The following is a 24,875-nucleotide window of genomic DNA, read 5'->3' as shown; positions in this document are numbered from 1 at the left end:
ATAAACAATTGCATTAAAAAAGCATATGAAATCCCCATTAGTTTCAATACTTATTCCACTATATAATGCCGAAGATTTTATCATCGAGACCCTCGAATGTTGTGTTAATCAAACATACAAAAACATTGAGGTTATTGTAGTTGATGATGAAAGTAAAGATAATTCCTATGCAATAGCAATGGAGTATAGCAAAAGCCATCCTCAGGTTAAAATATATAAGCAAGTTAATTCAGGAGCTTGTCGTGCAAGAAATTTTGCTTTTGAGAAAAGTGTGGGTGATTATGTTATTTATTTAGATGCAGATGACCTCATCAGTACGCAATTCGTTGAGCAACATATTTCTGTTTTAAGAAAAACCGACGGTAATTGCATGAGTTTTTGTTCATGGGGAAAATTCGCTAATAGTACGGATAAATGTAACTTTTTTGACATAGGAATATACAGAGATTATCCTCATGGCTTTGACTTGCTACTTGATATGTGGGATAGAGGTGTAATGCTTCAAACCTCATGTTACATGACTCCTCGTAAGTTGGTAATACAATCAGGTGGCTGGGACGAATCTGTAATCAAAAATCAAGATGGTGATTTTTTTTCTCGTGTTTTAGTTTTATCAAAAGATGTTAAATATGTACCAGACGTTAAAGTATATTACCGTACTGGGAATTATGCGAGTGTGAGCAGAAATATGAGTGAAGCAGCTGCATCTTCTATACTTTATACATTATGCAGCTATCGAAATACTATCTTCACGTATGAAAACAGTAAAAGAACTCGCTCTATACTCAGCATGAAATATACAAATTTCATTTATATTTATGGAAACTTATATCCCCATCTTTATAATTTAGCAAAACAAGAAATCAAGTCTTTAAATACGGGATATGTTCTTAAACACGTGCCACATCGAGTGAAACAAATATCTCAAATAATAGGTTTTGACAACTTCATGACTTTACGCAAATTGCTATTCAAAAAGTAAATAATAACACTATTTTACATGAAACGTATATTATACATAGGAATCTATAACGACGGCTCTACATCTAAGATGAGGGCAGACATAATCAATGAAATACTATCCGATTGGGAAATGGATGTGATAAACACGGATATACCCAAACGAAATATGGGGCGATTGTGGCAATCTATTGGAGCTCGATATAAAAAAGGGCCCTTAGTTAGTAAAATTAATAAATATGTATTGGAGAACCTTTGTAAAAAATACTATGATTTGATATGGATAGACAAAGCTATATATTTGACCCCAAAAACGACTCAAGTTCTCCGCAAATATACCGGCAAATTAGTACATTATACTCCCGATACAGCTTTTAGCTACAACCGCTCTATAAATTTCTACAATAGTATGCCATTATATGATTATATGGTAACAACAAAAAGTTTTGAGATGGAGGATTATATTCATGCAATGGGCAATAACAATAAAGTTTTGTACGTTACTCAAGGATTTAATAAAAATCTACATCGACCCATAGTGGAATGGAAGCATAAAAAAGGAATTGCATTTATTGGACGTTATGAAGATAACCGTCGAGAATCCATTGATGTTTTGTTGCAAAATGGTATTAACATAACATTAGCCGGCCCAGGTTGGGAGAAATTTGCAAAATTACATCCATCTGAACATCTGAATTATCTGGGTTCTGGAATATTCGGAGATGACTATGTACATGCCATTAGTAGCAGTCTCTACGCTTGGGGATCCATATCAAAATGGTTCCCTGAGAAGCATACTACACGCACATTCGAGATACCTGCCTGCAAAACCGCTTTGCTCACTGAGCGCAACGATGAGATTGAAGGATTCTTTGCCGAAGACGAAGTTATCTATTATGACGGAATTGAAAATTTGATATCGAAAGTAAAATACTATAACGAACATCCGCTGGAACTTAAAACTCTTATTGAGAAAGGCTATCAAAAAGTACAGACCGGTGGATTTGATTACGAATCAATTATAAGAAATTTGCTAACAAAAATAATATGAATACAGAATTATTGACATCTATTATAATTCCATGTTATAATGCGGAAAAGTATATCCATAAATGCCTTGAAAGTTGTTTGAATCAAAGACTTGATTATAATACTTTTGAAATCATAGCAATTGATGACGGAAGTGAAGACAACACTCTGAATATCTTACATGAATTTGCACACAATAATCCACAACTACATATGCAAATTCTTACACAAAAAAATGCCGGACAATCCAGAGCACGCAATCATGGGTTGGAATATGCACATGGGAAATATATTTTATATTTAGATAGTGATGACTTTTTTGTAGATAACACCATATCTGAAATTTTATATACAGCCATTGACAACCAACTGGATATGCTTTGGTTTGACCATCAACACGTAGATGAAAATTACAACTTATTGCCATTGCCACAGGCCGACTGCAAAAAACATGTTCCTACTGATATAATGTCTGGGATAGACTTTATTAAAAAGGCATTTAACCATTCAGGCATGGTGTGGCAGTTTATATTTCGTAAAGATTTTCTTATTAAGAACAATATCCTTTTTTTTGATGGTATAATAATGCAAGATATTGTATACACGCTTCAATGTCTGTACAAATGTAAGAGAGTACAATATTATCCTATATGTGCATATAACTATTTGATACGATCAAATTCTGTGACGAGAGATATGCTAAAAAAAAGAAAACGCTCATTGGATGGTATGAAAGTAGCGGCACTACTCAACGATACATTTGCAACCTCAAAAGATAACGATTTACGGCTTTGGATAAATGATTTTATGAATGGTATCGTGCAATTTAATTTAAGGAGATTAGTGAAAAATAATGATAATACAGGGTATGAACTTTGCATTTCAGAACTAAAGCGATATAATCTTCTTCCATTACCAATGTCATTTATTTGCAGACAGATTTTTTTGACTAAAATATTAAATTTCAGCCCAATACTATATAAACAGGTAGTAAAGTTATTACATTAATTATAGTACAATCTACATTTGTTCGCTTTATGGATAAACTGTCTATTATGCATTATTTCCCGATAGATTATTTCCCTCCGGTGATGAATCTAATTGATGCACTGGAAGACAAAGTAGATATAAGTGTATCGACTTTGCAAAAGTCAAACACATTGACTGAATACAGCAGTAAAAGAGCAAAGATTTATCGCCGCTTCAAGGAAAACAAAAAGAGAGGTTCTCTCTTTGTCTTGGCTCAGTATATCCTCTTTAGCTTATTTACGCTGTTTCAACTTATACGGTAGAAGCCTGATGTGGTGCTTTATTACGAATCAATTTCGGCTTTTCCGGCTTATTTTTACAAACGCTTCATTTGTCGTAAGGTAAAACTCTGCATTCACTACCACGAATACATAACACCTTCCGAGTATGATAGACCTGGGATGAGATTGGCTAAGACTAATCATAAATTCGAAATTTCCTATTTATACCGTACGGCAACATGGATTTCCCAAACCAATGAATATCGTAGAGAGTTCTTTATGCAAGATTATCCCGATGTATCCAAAGTTTCATGCAGCCTTTTGCCTAACTATCCTCCCCAAAAATGGTTTAGAAAGGAAAAGCAGCACACCAACGAGGTTGTGAAGTGTGTATATGTTGGTTCGTTATCTTTGAAGAACACTTACGTATTGGAGTTCTGCCAATGGATAGCAGAACAACATGGCAAGGTACAGTTTGATATTTATTCATTCAATTTCCATAAGAATACGCTTGATGCCATAGAGAAACTTCAATGTCCGTATATTGAATTTCACAAAGAGGGTATAAAATACTCAGAGATACCTGATTTGTTTGACCTATATGATGTGGGGGTATTGCTATACAAAGCAAGCTCTATGAACTTTAAATATAACGAAACCAATAAATTCTACGAGTATCTCATTTGTGGCTTGGATGTGTGGTATCCCAAAGAAATGACTCTTCTTCATGAAATGGATAAACGTATGTTTGCTCCGCAAATAATAGAGATGGATATTGCTCAGGGAATATTTCCTAAATTAGAGTTATCGCCAAGAGAGGTTGATAACTCTTCATATGATAAGTTTAGTGAAAAGGTGTATGAGTCTTTTATGAAATTTTTGGATAAGCAACAAGACTAATATTAGCATGAATAAATTTTAAAATTGAATAGAATGACTATAGATAAGGGACTTGGTTATCTTATTATAATTATATGTGTATATTGGGCTTATACTCAAGGAGGTATCTTCGGAAGTTTGGGCGTTGGTGCTGTCGGATTTGTTGTATATGACTTTATTACCCAAAAAAAAGTTTGGTTGCCCATAGGAGAATTGGCTTTGTTATTAGGTGGACTACAGTGGGTAATTTCTCCATTTTTCTCATATATGACAGAAAATAATGTGTATAGTATGTCACAGCCTTGTAACGAATATATGATGTACACCGTTCCTATGTATATTGCATTTTTGATAGGTTATTATGTATTCAGACCTTCGTTGCTACTAAGCAGGATAGATTTGATAAAATATTGTAGTACTGCTGAAAAACTGAGTACTATACTTGTATGTATTGGTCTGTTATTTATATTTTTACCTGCATCGATTTCCGCATTATTGTTTATTAAAACATTGGCTTCTTATCTTTTCTTTATTGGCTTTATTATACGAATGTATGTGAATCCCGAAAAATCTACAATGTATTTGTTGCTTGGATTAGGCATACAATTGTTAAATAGTATTCGGGCAGGAATGTTTCACGAACTGCTAATTTGGGGCATTTTTATGATTATGACATGGTTTAATGTTAATGAAGTTCCACTTAAAAAAAGGATATTTATTTTTATCATGTCATTTGTGGGTATTTTTTTATTGCAAACAGTAAAAGCTTCTTATCGCCAAGCTATATGGTACAATGGTTACACAGGAAGTAAAGTGGAATTATTCTTCTCTTTACTGGTTAATAATGCCATAAATATAAATGAAGTCCGGTCGGAAAAAGAAGAAACAACTATTGCTCGTTACAATCAAGGATGGATAATCAGTCGTATATATAACAATATTCCGCAAAATCATGATTTTTTAGGAGGACGAACTTATGTGGAGGCTCTTAATTCTGCTATTTTACCTCGATTTTTATTTCCAAACAAAAAAGGTGCAGGTGCACAGTCAAGGGAAGATTTTATAGAAATGACAGGTTATCATTTATCAAGAGGGACATCAATGGGATTAAGCATTTTAGGTGAATCTTACGGAAATTTCGGTCTTTTAGGAGGGGCTGTTTTCATGTTCATTTGGGGGGTATTTATAGCCAAGTTTATATCTTTCATAGATAGATTGTCCATGAAGGATTTTTTGTGGATTATGTTCCTTCCCATTATTTGTTTCAATTTGATTAAAGCTGAAATAAGCATGATGTCAGTTCTGAATTGGACAGTAAAATCAGTACTATTTGTAGGGGTTGTAATTTATTTACTGCGCCATTTGGTTATGCAGTTGCAACCAATAGTTGAAAAAGAAGACGATGATATATATTTTGGAGAATAATGATAACATGTTTTTTTCGAAAGAAACGCGAAGGGGTCAACAGTATTGAAATGGTATTTTCAACGATTGAGAGCCTATTGCCGTTGCATACTTCTATTCAATTGCCCTACGAAGGGGCATCTCCTAAAGTTTTATTTGGGAATATTCTTTTTGCCCATCGGAACAAAGCGAAGATTAACCATATAACAGGGGATGCTCATTATATAGCTTTAGGGCTGGGAAGAAACACTGTCTTAACCGTTCACGATGTGCAATCGGCATTGCAAATCAATAATCCTCTGAAACGTTTATATGTTAAATTGTTTTGGTTTTGGCTACCGGCATTGATGGTAAGGCGTATCACTGTAATTTCAGAATTTACAAAAAACGAGCTCTCAAAAATCATTCCCTTTGCAAAGAATAAGATACTTGTTGTTCATAATGCATTTAATCCGACAATAAAGTATGTAAAAAAAATAAAGGATAACCGCCCTGTTATTCTTCACATGGGTACAAAGCCCAACAAAAATCTTGAACGTGTGGTAGAAGCGTTGAAGGGAATGGATTGCTTGTTAATCATTGTGGGTAAAATGAGCGAGAAGCAATTGTTGTTATTGGAAAGTTCTACTATCGATTATGAAAACCATTATGATGTTGGCTATGAAGAGATAGTCCGATGTTATCAAAGATGTGATATAGTGAGTTTCCCTTCCGTTTATGAAGGATTTGGAGTGCCGATATTGGAGGCAAATGCAGCTGGCAGACCGATTATTGCCGGAGATATTCCTGTATTGCATGAAGTGGCTAATGATGCAGCTTGTTTTGTAAATCCATATAGTGTTGATAGTATCAGAAGTGGCTTTGTCAAAGTGATAGAACATGACGAATACAGGAAGGAATTGATAGCAAAGGGATTGAAGAATATAGAACGTTTTTCTCCGAAAGCAATTGCTGAAAAATACAACGAAGTTTATAAAGAATTGAGTGATGAGTAAAGTATTGATTTTTATTGATTGGTTTGCTCCGGGATATAAGGCGGGAGGTCCGATTACATCCAATGTAAATATCGTGGAGCACCTGTCGGATAAATTAGATTTTTATGTAATAACAAGCAGTTTCGACTATCATGCAACGGCACCCTATAAAAATATTCAGGAAAATAAGTGGGTTGATTGGCAAGGAGCAAAAGTCATGTATATCAATCCGTCTTGTTTATCGTGGAAAATATTGAAAAAGGCTGTTGAGGAAGCTGCTTGCGATGTTTGGTACATCAATGGTATGTATTCACGGTATTATAGCCTATATCCGTTGTTGCTTGCGAAGATTCTAAAACCAAAGAAAGTGATCGTTTGTGCCAGAGGTATGTTGTCTCCTCATGCTTTGGCTGTAAAATCAGTAAGTAAAAAGATCTTTTTGACTTTAGCTAAGACTATAAATCTTTACATGAATGTCATTTTTCACGCCACGAATGAAGAAGAGAAGGGATATATACAATCTGCTATATCTAAGAAAAACATTGTGGATGTAGCCGAAAATCTTCCCCGAAAGATGGACTTGCAGGCAAATGGATGTGTCAAGGTAAAGGGTGAGGTTCGATTAGTGAGTTTTGCACGTATATCGTCGGAGAAAAACACATTGTTTGCATTAAAAGCATTGAGAAAATGTAAAGAGAAAGTTGTGTATCATATCTATGGGCAGATAAATTCAGAAATCTATTGGCAGGAATGCCAAAAGGCAATAGCTGAATTGCCAACGAATGTTACTGTCGAATATAAAGGTTGTGTTTCTCCTCACGACATGCAGAAAATATACACCCATTATCATGCCCTGTATCTTCCTTCTACTGGTGAAAACTATGGCCATGCTATTTTAGAAAGTTTTATGAATGGATGTCCGGTTGTGATTAGTAACAAAACACCATGGCTGGATTTGGAGAAAAAAAATATTGGTTGGGACTTGCCTTTAGATGAAAATCTATATGCATCGGTTATAGACCACCTTTCATGTATGGACAATAATGAGTATTTGCAGATGAGAAGTTGTGTTATAGCTTTTATCAGTGCATATCTTAGCAATGACGAAACCCAAAAACGCTATCTGAATATGTTTCAATTATAATAAGAATGGTACAAACAGATCTTTCCAAGTATGATAATTCATGGTTCCATATTGGTGCCAGACGATTGAAAGCTGTCACTTGGTATTTTATCAATGCTTTATTTTTAAATTGTAGTTGGAACCCATCATCGGGGCTAAAGGTAAGACTACTACGGATTTTTGGAGCAGATATAGGTAAGGGAGTTGTAATAAAGCCCGGGGTCAATATTAAATATCCATGGAATTTATCAATCGGTGATTACTCTTGGATTGGAGAAAATGTATGGATAGACAATTTAGTTCGAGTAACCATCGGTTCCAATGTCTGCATAAGCCAAGGGGCTATGTTGTTGTGTGGTAACCATAATTATAAAAGACAAACTTTCGATCTTATAGTAAAATCTATTGTTATTGAAGATGGTGCATGGGTCGGTGCCCAGTCCACTGTTTGTCCCGGAGTAACAATGCATTCACATAGTGTTCTTGCTGTCGGTTCCATAGCCTCTAAAGACTTAATGTCATATTCGATATATCGCGGGAATCCTGCGGTCAAAGTCGCAGAACGGGTAATGATTGAATCGTAAACAAACTCTTCACCTTCACCAAAAATTAATTCAATTTAATCTGATGAAAATATCAATAATCACTGCTACATGGAATAGCGGTGCGACTTTGCGTTACACAATGCGAAGTGTATTATCACAATCTTATCCGAATATAGAGCATATCATCGTGGATGGCGGTTCAACTGATGGCACAATGGAAATTGTACATGAATTAGAATCTGAATATCAAGGCAAATTACGTTACATTAGCGGGAAAGACAAAGGAATATACGATGCCATGAATAAAGGTATCGCAATGGCGACAGGCGATATCATAGGAATACTTAATAGCGATGATTTTTATACCAGCGATATTGTGCTTTCAACAGTGGCATCCGCATTTGAAGACGGTAACATAGATGCTGTTTATGGCGATATACATTATGTACAAGACAATGACTTGCAAAAATGTACCCGTTATTACTCCTCGAAACTTTTTCATCGCCGTTGGATGCGTCTCGGCTTTATGCCCGCCCATCCGAGTTTTTATTGCCGCAAAGAAATATATGAGAGATACGGAGGCTTCAATTTGTCATATAAAATTGCTGCTGATTTTGAATGTCTGTTGCGATTCATATTCGTCCATAAAATACGGCTCCGATACATCCCAATGGATTTTGTAACAATGCGTACAGGGGGAGCATCGACCAGCGGATTATCCAGTCATAAACAAATTTTACGAGATCACCAACGGGCATTCAAGGATAGTGGAGTTTACAGTAATGTTTTGCTGGAATCGTTGAGATACATTTACAAAATATATGAGATCTTCGAAACTAAAGTTTCACGAAATAATACATCGCAAATTTGATATTTATATGAAGACAGCTTTAATTACCGGTATCACCGGACAGGACGGCTCATATCTTGCTGAATTGCTTTTAGAAAAAGGATATGACGTGCATGGTACTATACGTCGTTCATCGGTAGACTTCCGTGAGCGTATCGCACATTTGGAAGGGCATCCTAACTTCCATCTCCACTATGCCGACCTGGGCGACTCGATGAGCATCTTACAGGTGGTGAAAAAAGTAAAGCCAAACGAAATATACAACCTCGCCGCACAGAGTCATGTACAGGTGTCGTTTGACTCTCCGGAGTTTACCGCTGATGTCGATGCCACTGGCGTACTACGCATTTTGGAAGCTGTACGACAGTGCGATCTGACTGAAACCTGCCGTATCTATCAGGCTTCCACGTCAGAACTATACGGCAAGGTGGAAGAAGTACCCCAGAATGAGAATACTCCTTTTCATCCCTACTCTCCCTATGCCGTAGCAAAACAGTATGGGTTCTGGATTACCAAAGAATACCGCGAAGCGTACAACATGTTCTGCTGTTCAGGTATTCTGTTCAACCACGAGTCGGAACGCCGCGGAGAAACGTTCGTTACCCGTAAGATAACCCTCGCCGCTGCACGTATTGCCCAAGGCAAACAGGATAAATTATATTTAGGTAATTTGTCATCGCTCCGTGACTGGGGCTATGCCAAGGATTACGTGGAATGCATGTGGCTGATCCTCCAAAACGACAAGCCGGAAGATTTTGTCATTGCCACCGGCGAGCAGCATTCGGTACGTGAGTTCTGCCAATTGGCTTTCCGTTATGCCGGAATCGAACTGTGTTTTGAGGGTGAAGGTGAAAACGAAAAAGGCATCGACTGCAAGAGCGGTAAAGTACTTGTCGAGGTTTCTCCCGACTTCTACCGCCCAACCGATGTGGTAAATCTTTTGGGAGACCCGTCGAAAGCGAAACGTGAACTGGGTTGGAATCCGCAGAAGACATCGTTTGAGCAACTTGTAAAAATCATGGTGGATGCCGATCTGGCAAAAGTGGCCGTGGAGCGTGCATCGCAACAGGTAAGAACCAACCTTGCCGAATATCTCGAAAAAGGAATCGTAAAATAATCGAGAAAACAATGGAGAAGAACGCAAAAATCTATGTAGCAGGACACCGTGGAATGGTAGGCTCTGCCATTGTACGGGAACTGCAACGCCAGGGATATACGAATATCATCACACGCACGCACAAAGAATTGGACTTGACTCGCCAGGAAGCCGTGGAACGCTTCTTCGCCGAAGAAAAGCCCGAATATGTATTCCTCGCCGCAGCAAAGGTGGGCGGTATCATCGCCAACCAATCGGCATTGGCGGACTTCATGTACGAGAACATGATACTGGAGATGAATGTCATCCACTCGGCATGGCGCAATGGTTGCAGGAAGCTGGAGTTTCTCGGTTCATCGTGCATATACCCGCGTATGGCACCCCAGCCGATGCCTGAAAGCTGCCTGCTAACCTCCGAACTGGAAAAGACCAACGAGGCATACGCATTGGCAAAAATCTCTGGATTGAAATACTGCGAGTTTCTCAACCGCCAGTACGGCACGGACTATATCAGCGTGATGCCCACCAATCTCTATGGGCCGAATGACAACTACCACCCCGAGCACAGCCACGTGTTACCGGCGCTTATCCGCCGCTTTCATGAGGCGAAGGAAGCGGGCTTGAAAGAGGTGACCTGCTGGGGTGACGGTAGCCCGTTGCGAGAGTTTCTCTATGTGGATGATTTGGCCAATCTCTGCGTATTCTTGATGAACAACTATTCGGGGTACGAGACAGTAAACGCCGGAACAGGAAAGGAACTGACCATAAAGGCACTGACAGAATTAGTGGCAAAGATAATCGGCTACACCGGCGAGATACGCTGGGACACCTCACGGCCGAACGGTACCCCCCGCAAGCTGCTTGACGTTTCGAAAGCGACTTCGCTCGGATGGACATACAAGACGGAACTGGAGGAAGGCATCCGTCTTTCCTACGAGGATTTCTTAAACAACCCGATGAGGGCGGAAAGATAACTTTCACAACATAATCATGCAAATCATACTCTTATCCGGCGGTTCAGGTAAAAGGCTGTGGCCGCTTTCAAACGAATCCCGCTCCAAACAATTTCTCAGACTGCTTCCTTCCCCGGACGGAGGCAGGGAATCTATGGTACAGCGTGTCATACGACAGATCAAGGAATCGGGACTTTCCTGCCCGGTTACAATCGCTACAAGTGTATTCCAAAAGGATGCCATCACCAATCAGCTCGGTGAGGATGTGACTGTCGTCACCGAACCTAGCCGTAGGGATACCTTCCCCGCAATCTGTCTCGCTTCCGCCTATTTGGAGAAAACAGCGAAATGCGACAAGAATGAAACAGTCATTGTTATGCCATGCGACCCGTATACGGAAGAGCGTTATTTTCAAACTATAGCGGAAATGGCGGAAGCAGTGCAGAATAATGTGGCTGATCTTGTACTGATGGGCATAAAGCCCACCTATCCGTCCGCCAAATACGGTTATGTGATACCTCAAAAGCATCGCAAAACAGACGGAATATATGAAGTGGAGCGTTTTATGGAAAAGCCGGATGTCGCCACTGCTGAAAGATTTATCGCAGATGGCGCATTTTGGAACGGCGGCGTGTTCGCTTTCTGTCTCGGATATATGATTGACATCGTAAAGAGCTATCTCGCATACGATACTTTTGAGGAGGTACGCCTCCGATATGAGGAACTGCCAAAGATCAGCTTTGACTACGAGGTGGTGGAGAAAGCGAAGTCTCTGGCTGTCGTTCCATACGACGGGGAATGGAAAGATCTCGGCACATGGAACGTGCTTACCGATGAACTGAAAGAGCGTTGCATCGGTAACGTGGTGATGGACGAGAAATCTGAAAACACCCATGTGATCAACGAATTGGAAATACCTGTCATGTGCATCGGTGCCAAAGACATGGTAATAGCCGCTTCATGCGATGGCATCCTGGTTTCAGAGAAAGGCAGGAGCGAGCACATCAAGACATATGCGGACCGCTTGCAATGCCGCCCGATGTACGAGGAGCGTCGCTGGGGAGAATATAAGGTTATCGATACGGTGAGTTTTCCTGACGGATATGAGACCCTTACCAGGCAGTTAAAGATAAAAGCCGGTAAGAGCATAAGCTATCAGGCTCACCGCTATCGCGATGAAGTCTGGACATTCATTGATGGCGAGGGTATGCTGGCTCTTGATGGGAAAATGACTAGAATCGGCCGTGGAGACACCGTCTGTATCAGGAAGGGCATGAGACATGCCGTCAAGGCCATGACCGATCTGCTCTTTATTGAGGTACAGTCAGGAGATCTGCTCGTGGAGGAGGATGTCGAAAGGTTCGATTGGAACTGGAAATCATAAAAAAAGGAATCAATAGGTCATGATGAAAAAATGGTATGCCCTGAAGGTTTTCTATAACCGTTTTTCGGAAATCAAGGCCACATTGTCACGTGACGGGATTGAGAGTTATATCCCGATGAAAACCAGAAGCTATCCGCAACCGGATGGGGAAGTCGTGATCAGGCGGGTTCCGCTTGTCGCCATGTTGATGTTCCTGCGTTGCGATGATGACTATATCTCTTCCTTGAATTCGATTCTCGATGAGAAAGCCATGGTGTATCATCGTCCCGGTACCCAGATTCCAGCTTCCATTCCGGATGAAGAGATGGACATGTTCATCATGCTCACTTCTTCCATGGAGGACGGTTTCGAACAGATACCGTATGATGACAATCTCGTGAAGAACGCCGAAAAATACCGGGTGACAGGTGGGGAATATGCCGGAGTAGTGGGATATTACAGACGTATCAAAAAGAACAAGCGGCTGGTTATTCCTTTTGAAGGCTTGCTGATATTGGTCGCCACCAATTATATTCCCAAATGTTATTTACAGGAAATAGTATAGTGATAACCTGTGCAAGCAGATATAGAGTCTAATTTTATGAGTAAACACGCATAAAATCAGAATTCGGATATGTACATAACTGCCAGCAATTCCAGACACCTTTAAAAGATGTTGTTACCAAGTTTCGCAGACATGGAAATGAAATCGTCACTGCATATTCCTTTAAAGGAAGGCAGCTTGAATATATGAAGTATGGCTACAATTCAAATAACCTTTATACCCCAACCGAGAAACATAAAATACTTCTTGATTGGGGTCATTTTTTATATAATTTCCGGTCGTGTAATCGCCGGTAGAAGCAATATACAGGGATTTCGAATACGCCTTTTTCGGTAACTACAAATCGATTATGCGATTTCCCTCACTTAATCCCTCAACCTCCCTCTCTTGAATTTTTCCAATCCTTTCTCCCAAATATTTTTTATTTTTCCCTTCGGGATTTTTCTTTAATCCAAAAAATATTCTTACCTTTGTTCAAAGAAGAGTTATACTCATGAGTATGAGGCTGTAAAATATTGAAATTAGCACAATCTCCAAATCGTTACCCGAAACTTTTTAAAACTTCTATAAGCGTTTGTCTTTCAAATCAATCTGTCAATAAGATAAGAATTTAAAGTATACATTGGGCAAGATGAACCGGAAGAATAAGAAAGAGATCGATTCTTCACGGTTTGGTCAATAATGTTCTTATGGAATCCATTCGATAACGCCTGTGACTGGATGTTGTTTTTTCCAGTCCTCTAATTCTGCATACGTACGCACGCCGTCTTGAATGACTGCTAGGTAATATTCCACGCCCATGATTTTCGCTGTATCCGGTGTCTCATATTTCAGTTTTAAGATGGCCTGTCGAGTCTCGTCAGTCAGTACGGCGGTTATACGTTCGGCCATTTTCTCGAAATAACCGTCATAACGGGAACCTTTTACGATATGGATCATATCAATTTGCCAGAGTTCGTTATTCGGATCTTGGAACCATGCGTGCCATTCTACACATCGTTCTTCCGTATCGAGCGAGTTTCCGTATTCGATTCGTTTAATGAGCGGGTTCTCCGCTAGCCGGGCCATCGCTTGGAAGCTGTCGGATATACGGAAGGGAGAGGTGTAAATATGGAAGTCGATATCCTTATGTTTCATGAGTAGTCCCATATTTAAGGAGCCTACTAAGTTTATTTCCGCCCCGACAGATTTCCAGATATTTATAATGTCGGTTTGCCGGATCACTTCCCAAGCTCTTTCTTGGTTTCTTTTCGCTAATTCTAATAGATGTTCCATGATTTAAATAATTTGGGATGCGAAGTTAAAAAAAGAAATGGAATAAGGAAATAGCTATTTATAGCTAGGTTGATATATTATATAGGTGTACTATTTTCAGTTGTAGAGACGGAGCGTGTCCCGTCTCTACAAGTTGTACAATATATATTTATCTTTTGGATAACCTGAATAACTCACCGATCCATAAAACTAGAGAGGAAGATCCGATAATAATCGCCCAATCTCTCAAGGACAAAGGTATTACGCTAAACATCTCGCCTCCAAAAGTGACGATCAGGTATTGACCGATCAAAATCAGTAATGCAACTAGCAAGAAACTTTTACTATCCTTTAAATTGGCGAAAGCGGAACGTCCTTCCATAAAAGCCTTCGCGTTAAACATATTCCAGAACTGTAGCATCACGAAGAAGCTGAAGAACCATGATAAGTCGTGTGGCGTTAAGCCGTCTTGCGCATGGAAATAGAACAACAAGCCCATCAAGATTACGACAAATGCGAATCCGACACCGAAAATATTGTAAGCCATCGGGCGAGTGATAATGAAATCTCCATCCTTACCGCTCCGGCGAGGTTTATCTTTCATCACTCGTTCATTCGGTGGGAGAGAGGCCAATGCTCCGGCTGCGAATGTATCCATGATCAAGTTTACCCATAACATCTGCGTGATGGTCAAAGGTGATTCCGTACCTAATAAGGAACCTAATAATACGATCAGACAAGCGGCAACATTGATGGTCAATTGGAATAACAGGAATTTCTGGATATTCCGGTACAAGGAACGTCCCCACATCACCGCACGGGTAATGCTACTGAACGAGTTATCGATAATCGTGATGTCGCTGGCTTCCTTGGCGACGGAAGTACCGTCTCCCATGGAGAGGCCGACTTGAGCAGCTTTCAAGGCTGGGGCATCGTTTGTCCCGTCGCCGGTAACCGCTACCACAGCGCCTTTTTGCTGTAATAATTGTACCAAACGCTGTTTGTCCGTAGGACGGGCACGACACATGATCTTCAAGTCTAAGACACGCTCCAAGGCCTCTTGGTCGCTAAGCGCCTCGAATGCGGGACCTGTTATAATGTTCCTGTCGCTATCATCCGTTTTCCACGTACCGATCTGCCGTCCGATTTCTTTGGCCGTACCCGGTGTATCTCCCGTAACGATCTTCACGTTGATACCTGCGTTCAAGCAACTTTGAACAGCGGGCGGCACGTCCGCACGTACCGGATCGGAGATCGCTACAATACCTAAATACGTTAAATCTGTATCATGCAAACGACCCTCTACGAAGAAAGTCTCATCCTTTCCATCCTCGATAATTTGGTAAGCGAAGCCAAGCGTACGCATCGCTTGGTTCTGGTAATCCAATAATTGTTTTTCGATGCCGGCTTTACATTCCGCCACCGGTTTGCAAGTTCCGTCTATCGCCACCCGGTTACTTTTGGCCAGTACGATTTCGGGAGCACCTTTCACGTAAAGTACCTTCTTGCCGAGTAACGGTGATTGTACGATTGTAGCCATATATTTCCGTTCCGTAGAGAAGGTCAATTGATCTAGAATCGTAGCGTTCTCTCTTAATTCCAGATAATTTTGGTGTTGTCCGTTCAACCAGAGTAAAAGGGCGGCCTCCGTCGGGTTTCCAAGGGTTTTTACCTTTTCTTCCGAGAAATCGAGGAATGCCGTGGAGTTCGTGGAGATACCTTCTTTGATCAGGTTACTTAACTCATCCTCCCCAAGCTTTTGTTCTTTCAGGTTGTAGAAATTCGTTTGGTAGACTTGCATTTGATTCTGTGTCAACGTTCCGGTTTTGTCCGTACAAATTACGGTAGTTGCTCCCATGGTCTCGCAGGCATGCATTTTGCGGACAAGATTATTCGTCTTCAACATACGGTTCATGCTTAGGGCCAAACTTAGCGTGACACTCATCGGTAATCCTTCCGGAACGGATACCACGATCAACGTAACCGCTACCATAAAGTAGTTGAGGATATGGGCGATGATGTCCATCGCCGGCATCCCGGGGAAGCTATCCGATAAAAGGAATTTTACGGTCAAGGCGATGAACGTCACTCCGGCGATCGTATATCCGGCTTTGCTGATCACTCCGGCCAAACCTTTCAATTGGATCTGTAAGGGAGTCTCTACATCGCTCTCGATTTGCGAGCCTTCGTAGACCTTACCGTATCCGGTAGCATCACCCACTTTTTCCACTTGCATGACGCCATGTCCGTCCACGACCGTCGTTCCTCGCATGACTACATTGGACGGATAAGTCGCTTCCGTATCGAAATCCGCCTCGTTTGTTGTCTTGCTAATAATCGGTTCACCGGTTAGTGTGGATTCGTTGATCTGTAGGGAAATGGCTTCAAGCAAATGTCCATCTGCGGGAATTTCCTCACCTGTCTCCAAAACAACGATATCGCCTACGACGACCTCTTTTTTCGGTATTTGGCAGATATTCCCGTCACGGATTACCTTCACTAAAATATCATCATTGACTGTATTCAAGATATCGAATGCCTTGTTCGCTTTCACCTCGAAGAAAAAGCCCACGCAACTGGCAAGCATGATAGCGAAGAAAATGCCGATCGGCTCCAAGAAGGCCGTAAAACCTTTCGCCTCAGGTCCCCAGCAATGTACGCCAGCGATTATCATGGACAAGAGCCATGCCACTAATAATATACGAATAATAGGATCTTCGAATTTCTCCAAGAATTGGCTCCATAACGAAGCTTTCTGGGGCGGGGTAAGTACATTCTCGCCGTGAAGGCGCCTGCTCTCTTCTACTTCTTGTTTGGTTAATCCTCGGTACTGATGTTTTTTCTCCATAAATTTATTAATCTGATTAAGAAAATAGGATAGCAAATTACGTAAAGTTATACGACATATACAAGGGTTTAACCTTTTTGCATATATTTGTGTTGTATAACAAATTAATTTTTAATTAAAAGATGAAGAAAGTACTATTCATGTTATTGGTTATGTTCGCTTTGAGCGCCTGCCAATCAAAGGATTCATATGTGAAGGAGTTTAGTGATTTTGTAGATAAGGTGGAAATGGAGGCCGCTGATTATACCGATAAGGACTGGAAGAAGGCGGATCTGAAATTCTCGGATCTATCCACGAATCTTTACGCCAAGTTCGAGGAAGAGTTAAACGCTGATGAGAAAGCGGAGATCATTAAATTGCAAGCGACATACGCCGGATTGAAAATGAAAGCGGGCGTGAAAGACGCTGCCAAGAAAGTGGATAAGTTCTTGGATGGTTTGAAGGAAGGAACAAAATAACCTCTAATACGAAAATAAGATGAACAGAAATTGGGTGTATTCGCTATTTGCTTTATGGATCGTCTGCTCGTTCGCTTGTACGCAGCCTAAACCTGTGGCGAATGTGGAAGTTCAGAAAGAGAATTTCGTATTCTCTATAAAAGGGACAGACACATTGTCCTTGGACAAGTATGAGTTGCCTTCTATATCGCCCGCCTCAAAAAAGCCTGTGATGATTTTTGCTTTTGGCGGTGGGTTTAAAGGGGGAGATAAGGCGGATAAAGGATATATTCCCTATTTCGAGTTCCTCGCCCGAAACGGATTTGTGGTCGTTTCTACGGATTATCGTACCACCTTGAAGAATCTGGATCCTTCTAAAGTCTCTTCTCCGATGGACTTTATCGCGGCCTTGCAGCATGCGATCGATACGGCGGTAGAGGATTTTTATGATGCTACCGGTTTTGTGATCAACCAAAGCTCGGATTGGAACATCGATGTGGAGCAGATCGTAGCGAGCGGTTCGAGTGCCGGGGCGATTACGGTATTGCAGGCAGAGTATGATTTATGTAACGGACATGAGTTGGCGAAAAGGCTACCGGCAGGTTTCAACTATGCCGGTGTGATCTCATATGCCGGTGCGGTCTCTGGTGTGCTTCCTCCACATTGGGAAAAGATGCCTTGTCCGATTATGCTATTCCATGGCGATGCGGATAAAACCGTTCCTTTTGAACAAGCCGCTATGGAGAACCTCGGCGGTTTATGGGGATCATCCGCTGTAGCGAAAAGTCTGGAAAATCTTCAAGCTTCCTATTATTTTTATAAGGTAGAGAATGCGGGGCATGAGATCTCTGGGCTCCCTATGTCCCGGAACCAATACGATATCATGAGCTTCTTGAGCCGTCAAGTCTTAGGCGATGAGAATTTAGCGATCACGACAGACGAACGTGTTCCCGGTGATACGATCGTACGGAAAGATTTTACCGTACAGGATTATATCTTGGATAATTTGCGTTAATATGATAATGAAATATAAACAGCCTTAATTTGACCTTTTTAGATTAAACTATTCACCCGAAGGATTGTCTTTACTATATAGAGTGATTAATAGTGTGTTTAGTTTATTAAGGTTATGAGATTAACAAGGTTAGTTGGATTTTTAGGGATTGTCCTTTTTTGTGCAGGGCAATCCCTTTTTGCTCAAAGTAAGCAAGAGCGGAAGGAGCAAAAAGAGAGAGTAGTGAGGGAGATCGTGGATAGCGGTCGTATTAAGATCGATGTGGATCGTGCCGTACCGATGGCCGGGAGATCCGTCAATCTTACTTCCCCCTACTCATTGGAAATACATGGTGACTCGATCCTGTCTTATCTTCCTTACTTTGGACGTGCTTACTCTGCTCCTTATGGTGGTGGAGAGGGCTTGACGTTTAAAGAAGTGGCGACAGAGAAGGAGCAAACCTCTGAAAAGAAAGGTAGTTCCGAAATCAAGTTCCGTGTAAAGACCAAAGAGGATGTATACATGTTTCGGGTGGAAGTCTATCCGAATGGCTCGGTGACAATCAATGTGACACCCGTGAATAAACAGGCTATTACCTTTTATGGTGATGTCGCCTTAGACTTGAAATAGTCGTCCTTGCCGTGTATCTCTTTCCTCGATCCGCTTATTTACCTTAGCGGTAAATTCGAAATTCTTTAAACCCCAATCCGGTGCGATCAGTAGCTCTTTGGGGGATTGTGATACGAACCTCTCTACTACGATAGAGGGGTTCAGTCGTTCTATGAAGTCAATCACTAATTCGATATATTCATCAGCCGTATATAAATGGAAATCAGAAGGATCTTCCTTGAACTCTTTCGCCATGCGGGTATTCTTGATTAGCTGCAATTGGTGCAGTTTAAGTGTCGTGATCGGGAGGCGTGATAAGACATCCGCATGGTGTAATGTTTCATCCCTACTTTCTCCCGGTAGTCCGAGTATCAGGTGTGCCCCGGTGTAAATACCTTTTGCCGCCGTACGACGGATAGCGGATTCCGATTCTTCATGGGTATGCCCTCTGTTTATGCGGACTAAGGTCTTATCAAGCGTACTTTCCAATCCATATTCAATCATGACGAATTTTCGCTGGGAAAGCTCCGCAAAATAATCCAATAAACCTTCCGGCATACAGTCCGGACGAGTGCCGACAATCAATCCTTCTACTCCGGGATAGGCAAGCGCTTCCTCATATTTGAGAATAAGAGAGTCTAATCGGTCGTATGTATTCGTGTAGGCTTGGAAGTAGGCCAGATACCGCATATCCGGATATTTGCGGGAAAAAAAACGTACGCCTTCCTCTAATTGCTCGGTAACGCTTTTCTCCGTATGACAGTATTCTGGACTGAATGTTTGGTTATTACAATAGGTGCAACCGCCCCATCCTTTAGACCCGTCTCGGTTCGGGCAGGTGAAGCCTGCGTTTATGGAAATCTTCTGAACCTTGAATTTGAATAGATCCCGTAGAAAATCCCCAAATTCATAATATCGTTTAGTTTTTTTCATAAGACAAAGATACGATTTCTCGCAATTTGAATCACTTTTTTATGCTAACTTCGCGTTTCAATCTGAAATAAAGAGTATAAATGAAACGATTAGGTTTTAGTTTATTGCTTTCGTTGGCCGTATTCGGAAGTGTGGCCGCACAAACCGGAAGCAAGCATGTTGACTTAAAAGAAATAACCGATGGGAAATTTCGTCAAGTGACGGCTATCGGAGAGATGCGATCCCTGCCGGATGGAGAACACTACACAGCCATGAACGCCGATAAGAGTATGATCATTAAATATTCCTATCGTACGGGAAATCCTGTGGATACATTGTTTAATGCCCGTAAAGCTCGTGAATGTACCTTTACGGATTTTGATGGATATACAATCAGCAGCACCGGGCATCATATCTTGGTTTGGAGGGATACGGAGTCTATTTATCGTCGCTCTACCAAGGCTGTGGTTTATGATTATGACGTACGTCGTAATTATGTGAAGCCTATTTCCGATGCCAAGGGTAAGCAAATGATCCCGACATTCTCGCCGGATGGTCGTATGTGCGCTTATGTACGGGATAATAATATTTGGATACGTAAGTTTGATTTTGATACCGAGGTACAAGTTACCAAGGACGGTGAGTTGAATAAGATATTGAATGGTATCACGGATTGGGTGTATGAGGAAGAATTCGCGGTGACAAATCTAATGGCGTGGTCTCCCGATAGCGAGTATCTGGCCTTTGTCCGTTTTGACGAGTCCGAGGTGCCCGAATATTCTATGCAGATGTATGGTGAGGGACTTTATCCGGGGTATTACGAATATAAATATCCGAAGGCCGGGCAGAAGAATTCAAAGGTCTCCGTACATTCTTATAGCGTAGTCACCAAAGACACGAAAGAGATGAAGGTCCCGGTAGAAGGCGACTTCTATATTCCCCGCATTACTTTCACGCAGAATCCGGATCAGTTGGCTATCATGACATTGAACCGCCAGCAGAATGTATTCAATATGTATTATGCAAATCCGAAGAGCGGTGTGTTCCGTTTGATCTTGCGTGAGGAAAATAAATGCTACGTGGATTCTGATTGGTTGACTTCCATCCAGTTCTTGAACAATGGGTTTACCTATGTGAGCGAACAAGATGGCTATTCCCATATTTATTTGTATTCCCCGACAGGTGTTATGCAACGTCAGGTAACTCAAGGGAACTGGGATGTCACGAAGTTCTTGGGCGTGGATGAGAATACGAAGACTTTCTATTACGAGTCTGCCGAGGAAAGCCCGATCCGCCGCTCTATCTATAAGATCGACGCGAAAGGCGTGAAGACAAAACTCTCCACGGAAGAGGGTATGAACAAGGCGGTCTTTAGTGACAATTTCGCTTATTTCGTGAATACCTATTCCAACGCGAATACCCCGGCGAAGATTACAGTGAATGAGACGAAGACCAAAAAGGAACTACGTGTCCTGCAAGATAACGCTGCGTTGAAGAGTAAACTGAAGGAATATGCTTTTGCCAAGAAGGAGTTCATGAAGGTACATACGGCCTCGGACTATGAGTTCAACGCTTGGATCGTAAAACCCGCTGATTTTGACCCGTCGAAGAAATATCCGGTGATGATGACGCAATATAGTGGCCCTAACTCCCAGCAAGTATTGGATCAATACGGTTTCGATTGGGAGCAATATCTGGCCTCAAATGGTATTATCGTGGTATGTGTGGATGGTCGTGGAACCGGTGCCCGTGGTGAGGCATTCCGTAAATGTACTTATTTGAGAATGGGCGAGCTGGAATCCAGAGACCAAGTGGAGGCTGCGCAAGCGTTAGGCAAGTTACCTTATATCGATAAGGATCGTATCGCGATCTGGGGTTGGAGTTTCGGAGGTTATAACACGTTGATGGCCTTGAGTACCGGAAACGGAACGTTTAAGGTGGGTATCGCTGTAGCTCCTCCGACGGACTGGAAATATTATGACTCCGTTTATACGGAGCGTTTCATGCGTACCCCGCAAGAGAATTTCGAGGGCTATGCGGCTACCTCTCCGTTACGCCGGGTGAAAGACTTACAAGGCAAGTTATTGCTGGTTCATGGAACCGCCGATGATAATGTTCATTTTATGCAAACAATGGAATATGCCGAGGCTTTGGTTCAAGCCAATAAGCAGTTCGATATGCATGTTTATAAAGATCGGAATCATAGCATATATGGTGGTAATACCCGTTACCATTTGTATACGAAGATGGCTAATTATTTATTCAATAATTTGTAAGACATGGCGCAGCATTTAAGAAAGCCGGATTGGTTGAAGATCCGGCTTGGCGGAAATGAGCAATTCACGAAGACAAAAAGTATTGTTGAATCTCATTGCCTTCACACAATATGCACAAGTGGTAAATGCCCGAATATGGGTGAATGTTGGAGCCGGGGAACAGCTACATTCATGATCGGTGGTGAGATCTGTACTCGCTCTTGTCGTTTTTGTAATACGCTAACGGGTAAACCTCTTCCGTTGGACCCGAAAGAGCCTGCGAATGTAGCGGAGAGCATCCGTTTAATGAATCTCAAGCATGCGGTGATCACGTCCGTTGATCGTGATGACTTACCAGACTTAGGCGCTTCTCATTGGGTAAATACGATCCGTACGATCAAAGAGGTGAATCCTCAAACGACCGTGGAAGTCTTAATCCCGGATTTTCAAGGACGATTGGATCTGGTTGATCAGGTCGTGGATGCGGCGCCTGAGATTATCTCCCATAATATGGAGACTGTACGCCGTATCAGTCCGCAAGTGCGTAGCGCCGCTAAGTATGACGTGAGCTTATCCGTTTTGCGACGAATCGCTGAGCGGGGTGTGGTAGCCAAGACTGGTATCATGGTCGGACTGGGGGAGACTGAGGATGAGGTGCTTGAATTAATGGATGATGTTTTGCAGGCGGGTGTTTCTGTTTTGACAATCGGGCAGTATTTACAGCCCTCTCGCAAGAATATTCCCGTCTCTGAATATGTGACTCCTGAACGCTTTGAATATTATAGACAACAGGCCGTTAACAAAGGTTTTAAGAAAGTAGAGAGCGCTCCGCTGGTGCGCTCGTCGTACCATGCGGAAAAGCATATATGATTCATGAACTTTTGACAATCTTTGTTGTTATTAATATAAAAGTGGACTAAAGGGGGGGAAGGAATGAACAGAGTAAAGAAAGGTCTAGATAATCAGGCGATAGGTTTATTGCCGTTGTTGTTGTTCATGTTTTTGGACAATTATTTTTCTTATTTATTATCCTTTATAATTGGGGTTACTTTCTGTTTTGTTTGTATTTTTTTGTTTCAAGTGTTGAGTAAGGATAAGGTGTACCAATTTATGCTTCTGCCATCGGCGGGCACATTGGTCTTATATTCCGTATTTCTTTGTCTCAAGCTTGAACCTGTGTTGTTTATATACTCTCCTCTTATCACGGAAGTATTACTGGTCGTGGCGTTAGCGATCGTGGGGTTCACGAGGAGAACGGTCATACAACGTATACGCGATTCGAAACGTCCCTCTTTTAAACGTACTTTGCTTCGTACTACCTTGAACGAATTTTATTTCCTCGCTCAGTTGGTACAGAACCTGTACACGTTGCATCTTTTCATCATCTTGTTATATAGCATCTTGCCGGAAACGATGCAGAATATGCGTACCGAACGTTTCTTATACCGGGAGTTGGGATTGGTAATCGGTGTTTTGGTCATTGTTTATGAGCAAATACGTTTGTCCTTGATGCAAGGTAGCTTGAAAAAGGAAATGTGGGTTCCCGTATTGAATGACAATGGGAAGGTGATCGGTTGTATCGCACGTTCGGTCAGCCGCTCTTTACCGAAGAAATACTATCATCCGATCGTGCGTATCGCCGTTGTTTATAATGGTATGTTATATCTGGTGAGACGAAGTAAGGATGAGTTTGTCTCTCCGGATACGATGGATTATCCGTTCCATAATTACGTGCTCTTCCGACATAGTATAGATAGCACGGTCAAAGAGACTCTCGGAAGTTTGGCGCAAGATAAATCAATTGCTCCACGCTTCCTGATCCGTTATACATTTGAGAACGAGAAGGTGAAACATTTGGTATCTCTCTATGTTATTTGTTTACGTACGGAAGAGCAATTAAATCAATGTAAGCGCCGTAGCGGAAAGCTTTGGACAGCGAAACAAATCGAGGAGAACTTGAGTTCCGGGGTATTTAGCGAATATTTTGAGAAAGAGTTCGCTTATTTGCAAAATACGATTCTTTTCGCCGAGAGTTTCTGTTGCGGTAACTAATCATCTTATAATGCCCGATTCCCTAGCTCTATAACTTCCAAATCTTTGATATCCTTTCCCTCAATAACGAAACGTAATAAGGTACGTACTTGATGAAAGCCACTTTTTCCAGCCGCTCCCGGATTCATATGCAGACACTTCAAGCTTCGATCGAATACTACTTTCAGGATATGCGAATGTCCGGAGATGAATAGATTTGGCCGTGTATCGTATAATTCTTTGCGGATCTCGGGATTGTAGCGGCCCGGATAACCTCCGATATGAGTCATCATAACGTTCACGTCTTCTACCTTGAAATGAGCTACTTTAGGATATTGCAGGCGAATGGCTTGTCCGTCTATATTTCCGTATACGGCTTTGAAAGGTTTCAAAGCCTCGAATTTCGCGGCCAAAAGATCGGAGCCTATATCGCCCGCATGCCAGATTTCATCGCAATCTTTAAAATATTCGGCGTACTTATCATCCCAGTACGCATGGGTGTCTGAAAGCAATCCAACTTTAATCATAACAATTTCTTTTATTG

The 24,875-nt window shown here is 41.4% G+C and carries 23 protein-coding genes; 19 read left to right on the top strand and 4 right to left on the bottom strand.

What is annotated here, in order from left to right; translation table 11 throughout:
• The first annotated feature begins 25 nt into the window (after positions 1–25).
• From BDI_RS11055 to BDI_RS10995, 13 genes are all read left to right on the top strand, one after another.
• Positions 26–982, top strand: coding sequence for a glycosyltransferase family 2 protein (locus BDI_RS11055; RefSeq protein WP_011966762.1), 957 nt, complete (start codon positions 26–28; stop codon positions 980–982).
• An 18-nt stretch (positions 983–1,000) separates the two neighbouring features.
• Complete coding sequence (locus tag BDI_RS11050) at positions 1,001–2,011, top strand: CgeB family protein (RefSeq protein ID WP_011966761.1); 1,011 nt, start codon at positions 1,001–1,003, stop codon at positions 2,009–2,011.
• Positions 2,008–2,997 (top strand): glycosyltransferase, encoded by a 990-nt coding sequence (locus tag BDI_RS11045; RefSeq protein WP_011966760.1) that lies wholly within the window; start codon positions 2,008–2,010, stop codon positions 2,995–2,997. Before BDI_RS11050 ends, BDI_RS11045 begins: the two co-directional genes overlap by 4 nt.
• A 422-nt stretch (positions 2,998–3,419) precedes the next feature.
• On the top strand, positions 3,420–4,139 hold the full coding sequence (locus BDI_RS21210) for a hypothetical protein (protein ID WP_011966758.1): 720 nt from the start codon (positions 3,420–3,422) through the stop codon (positions 4,137–4,139).
• Positions 4,140–4,172: 33 nt separating this feature from the next.
• The gene (locus tag BDI_RS11035) at positions 4,173–5,543 is read left to right on the top strand and encodes a hypothetical protein (RefSeq protein WP_227742491.1); all 1,371 of its coding nucleotides are present in this window, start codon (positions 4,173–4,175) and stop codon (positions 5,541–5,543) included.
• Positions 5,543–6,517, top strand: coding sequence for a glycosyltransferase family 4 protein (locus BDI_RS11030; RefSeq protein ID WP_011966756.1), 975 nt, complete (start codon positions 5,543–5,545; stop codon positions 6,515–6,517). Before BDI_RS11035 ends, BDI_RS11030 begins: the two co-directional genes overlap by 1 nt.
• Complete coding sequence (locus BDI_RS11025) at positions 6,510–7,640, top strand: glycosyltransferase (protein WP_011966755.1); 1,131 nt, start codon at positions 6,510–6,512, stop codon at positions 7,638–7,640. The genes BDI_RS11030 and BDI_RS11025 overlap by 8 nt, the downstream gene beginning before the upstream one ends.
• Positions 7,641–7,645: 5 nt before the next feature.
• Positions 7,646–8,203: a putative colanic acid biosynthesis acetyltransferase gene (locus tag BDI_RS11020; RefSeq protein WP_011966754.1), complete on the top strand. Its 558-nt coding sequence runs from the start codon at positions 7,646–7,648 to the stop codon at positions 8,201–8,203.
• A 43-nt stretch (positions 8,204–8,246) separates the two neighbouring features.
• Complete coding sequence (locus tag BDI_RS11015; protein ID WP_011966753.1) at positions 8,247–9,035, top strand: glycosyltransferase family 2 protein; 789 nt, start codon at positions 8,247–8,249, stop codon at positions 9,033–9,035.
• 7 nt (positions 9,036–9,042) lie between these two features.
• Positions 9,043–10,131, top strand: coding sequence for a GDP-mannose 4,6-dehydratase (gene gmd, locus BDI_RS11010; protein ID WP_011966752.1), 1,089 nt, complete (start codon positions 9,043–9,045; stop codon positions 10,129–10,131).
• Between the two features lie 11 nt (positions 10,132–10,142).
• Positions 10,143–11,084 (top strand): GDP-L-fucose synthase family protein, encoded by a 942-nt coding sequence (locus tag BDI_RS11005; RefSeq protein ID WP_011966751.1) that lies wholly within the window; start codon positions 10,143–10,145, stop codon positions 11,082–11,084.
• Positions 11,085–11,100: 16 nt separating this feature from the next.
• Entirely contained in the window at positions 11,101–12,447 is a 1,347-nt protein-coding gene (locus BDI_RS11000) for a sugar phosphate nucleotidyltransferase (RefSeq protein ID WP_011966750.1), read from the top strand.
• Between the two features lie 19 nt (positions 12,448–12,466).
• A complete protein-coding gene (locus tag BDI_RS10995; RefSeq protein ID WP_004320758.1) occupies positions 12,467–12,991 on the top strand; it encodes a UpxY family transcription antiterminator in 525 nt (174 codons plus the stop codon).
• A 687-nt stretch (positions 12,992–13,678) separates the two neighbouring features.
• On the opposite strand, the gene BDI_RS10990 is transcribed toward BDI_RS10995, so the two are convergent.
• Both BDI_RS10990 and BDI_RS10985 read right to left on the bottom strand, forming a co-directional pair.
• Complete coding sequence (locus tag BDI_RS10990; protein WP_009018029.1) at positions 13,679–14,266, bottom strand: hypothetical protein; 588 nt, start codon at positions 14,264–14,266, stop codon at positions 13,679–13,681.
• Positions 14,267–14,414: 148 nt separating this feature from the next.
• Positions 14,415–17,093, bottom strand: a complete 2,679-nt coding sequence (locus tag BDI_RS10985; protein WP_005854258.1) for a calcium-translocating P-type ATPase, PMCA-type — start codon at positions 17,091–17,093, stop codon at positions 14,415–14,417.
• A gap of 122 nt (positions 17,094–17,215) precedes the next feature.
• Here BDI_RS10985 and BDI_RS10980 point away from each other — a divergent pair, with 122 nt between their 5' ends.
• The 3 genes from BDI_RS10980 to BDI_RS10970 all read left to right on the top strand — a co-directional run bounded on the left by BDI_RS10980 (position 17,216) and on the right by BDI_RS10970 (position 19,154).
• Positions 17,216–17,551, top strand: a complete 336-nt coding sequence (locus BDI_RS10980) for a DUF6565 domain-containing protein (RefSeq protein ID WP_005854260.1) — start codon at positions 17,216–17,218, stop codon at positions 17,549–17,551.
• A 19-nt stretch (positions 17,552–17,570) separates the two neighbouring features.
• Positions 17,571–18,545 carry an alpha/beta hydrolase family protein gene (locus BDI_RS10975; protein ID WP_011966749.1) on the top strand — a complete coding sequence of 325 codons (975 nt, stop codon included), beginning with the start codon at positions 17,571–17,573 and terminating at the stop codon, positions 18,543–18,545.
• Positions 18,546–18,659: 114 nt separating this feature from the next.
• Complete coding sequence (locus tag BDI_RS10970) at positions 18,660–19,154, top strand: DUF4251 domain-containing protein (RefSeq protein WP_005854264.1); 495 nt, start codon at positions 18,660–18,662, stop codon at positions 19,152–19,154.
• Here BDI_RS10970 and BDI_RS10965 read toward each other — a convergent pair.
• Entirely contained in the window at positions 19,140–20,066 is a 927-nt protein-coding gene (locus tag BDI_RS10965; RefSeq protein WP_005854266.1) for a TIGR01212 family radical SAM protein, read from the bottom strand. The genes BDI_RS10970 and BDI_RS10965 overlap by 15 nt on opposite strands.
• Positions 20,067–20,146: 80 nt before the next feature.
• Between BDI_RS10965 and BDI_RS10960 the strand changes: the two genes are divergently transcribed.
• From BDI_RS10960 to BDI_RS10950, 3 genes are all read left to right on the top strand, one after another.
• Positions 20,147–22,321, top strand: a complete 2,175-nt coding sequence (locus BDI_RS10960) for a S9 family peptidase (RefSeq protein ID WP_005854268.1) — start codon at positions 20,147–20,149, stop codon at positions 22,319–22,321.
• A gap of 3 nt (positions 22,322–22,324) precedes the next feature.
• The gene (gene lipA / locus BDI_RS10955; RefSeq protein ID WP_005854269.1) at positions 22,325–23,170 is read left to right on the top strand and encodes a lipoyl synthase; all 846 of its coding nucleotides are present in this window, start codon (positions 22,325–22,327) and stop codon (positions 23,168–23,170) included.
• A gap of 63 nt (positions 23,171–23,233) precedes the next feature.
• Positions 23,234–24,352 (top strand): hypothetical protein, encoded by a 1,119-nt coding sequence (locus tag BDI_RS10950; protein WP_005854270.1) that lies wholly within the window; start codon positions 23,234–23,236, stop codon positions 24,350–24,352.
• Between the two features lie 5 nt (positions 24,353–24,357).
• Here the strand turns inward: BDI_RS10950 and BDI_RS10945 are convergent, their stop codons facing one another.
• A complete protein-coding gene (locus tag BDI_RS10945) occupies positions 24,358–24,858 on the bottom strand; it encodes a metallophosphoesterase family protein (protein ID WP_005854271.1) in 501 nt (166 codons plus the stop codon).
• Positions 24,859–24,875: the final 17 nt, after the last annotated feature.

Source organism: Parabacteroides distasonis ATCC 8503, assembly GCF_000012845.1.
Classification (GTDB): domain Bacteria; phylum Bacteroidota; class Bacteroidia; order Bacteroidales; family Tannerellaceae; genus Parabacteroides; species Parabacteroides distasonis.
The sequence above is the reverse complement of the archived record's forward strand: the minus strand, read 5'-3'. Positions and strand labels throughout refer to the sequence as shown.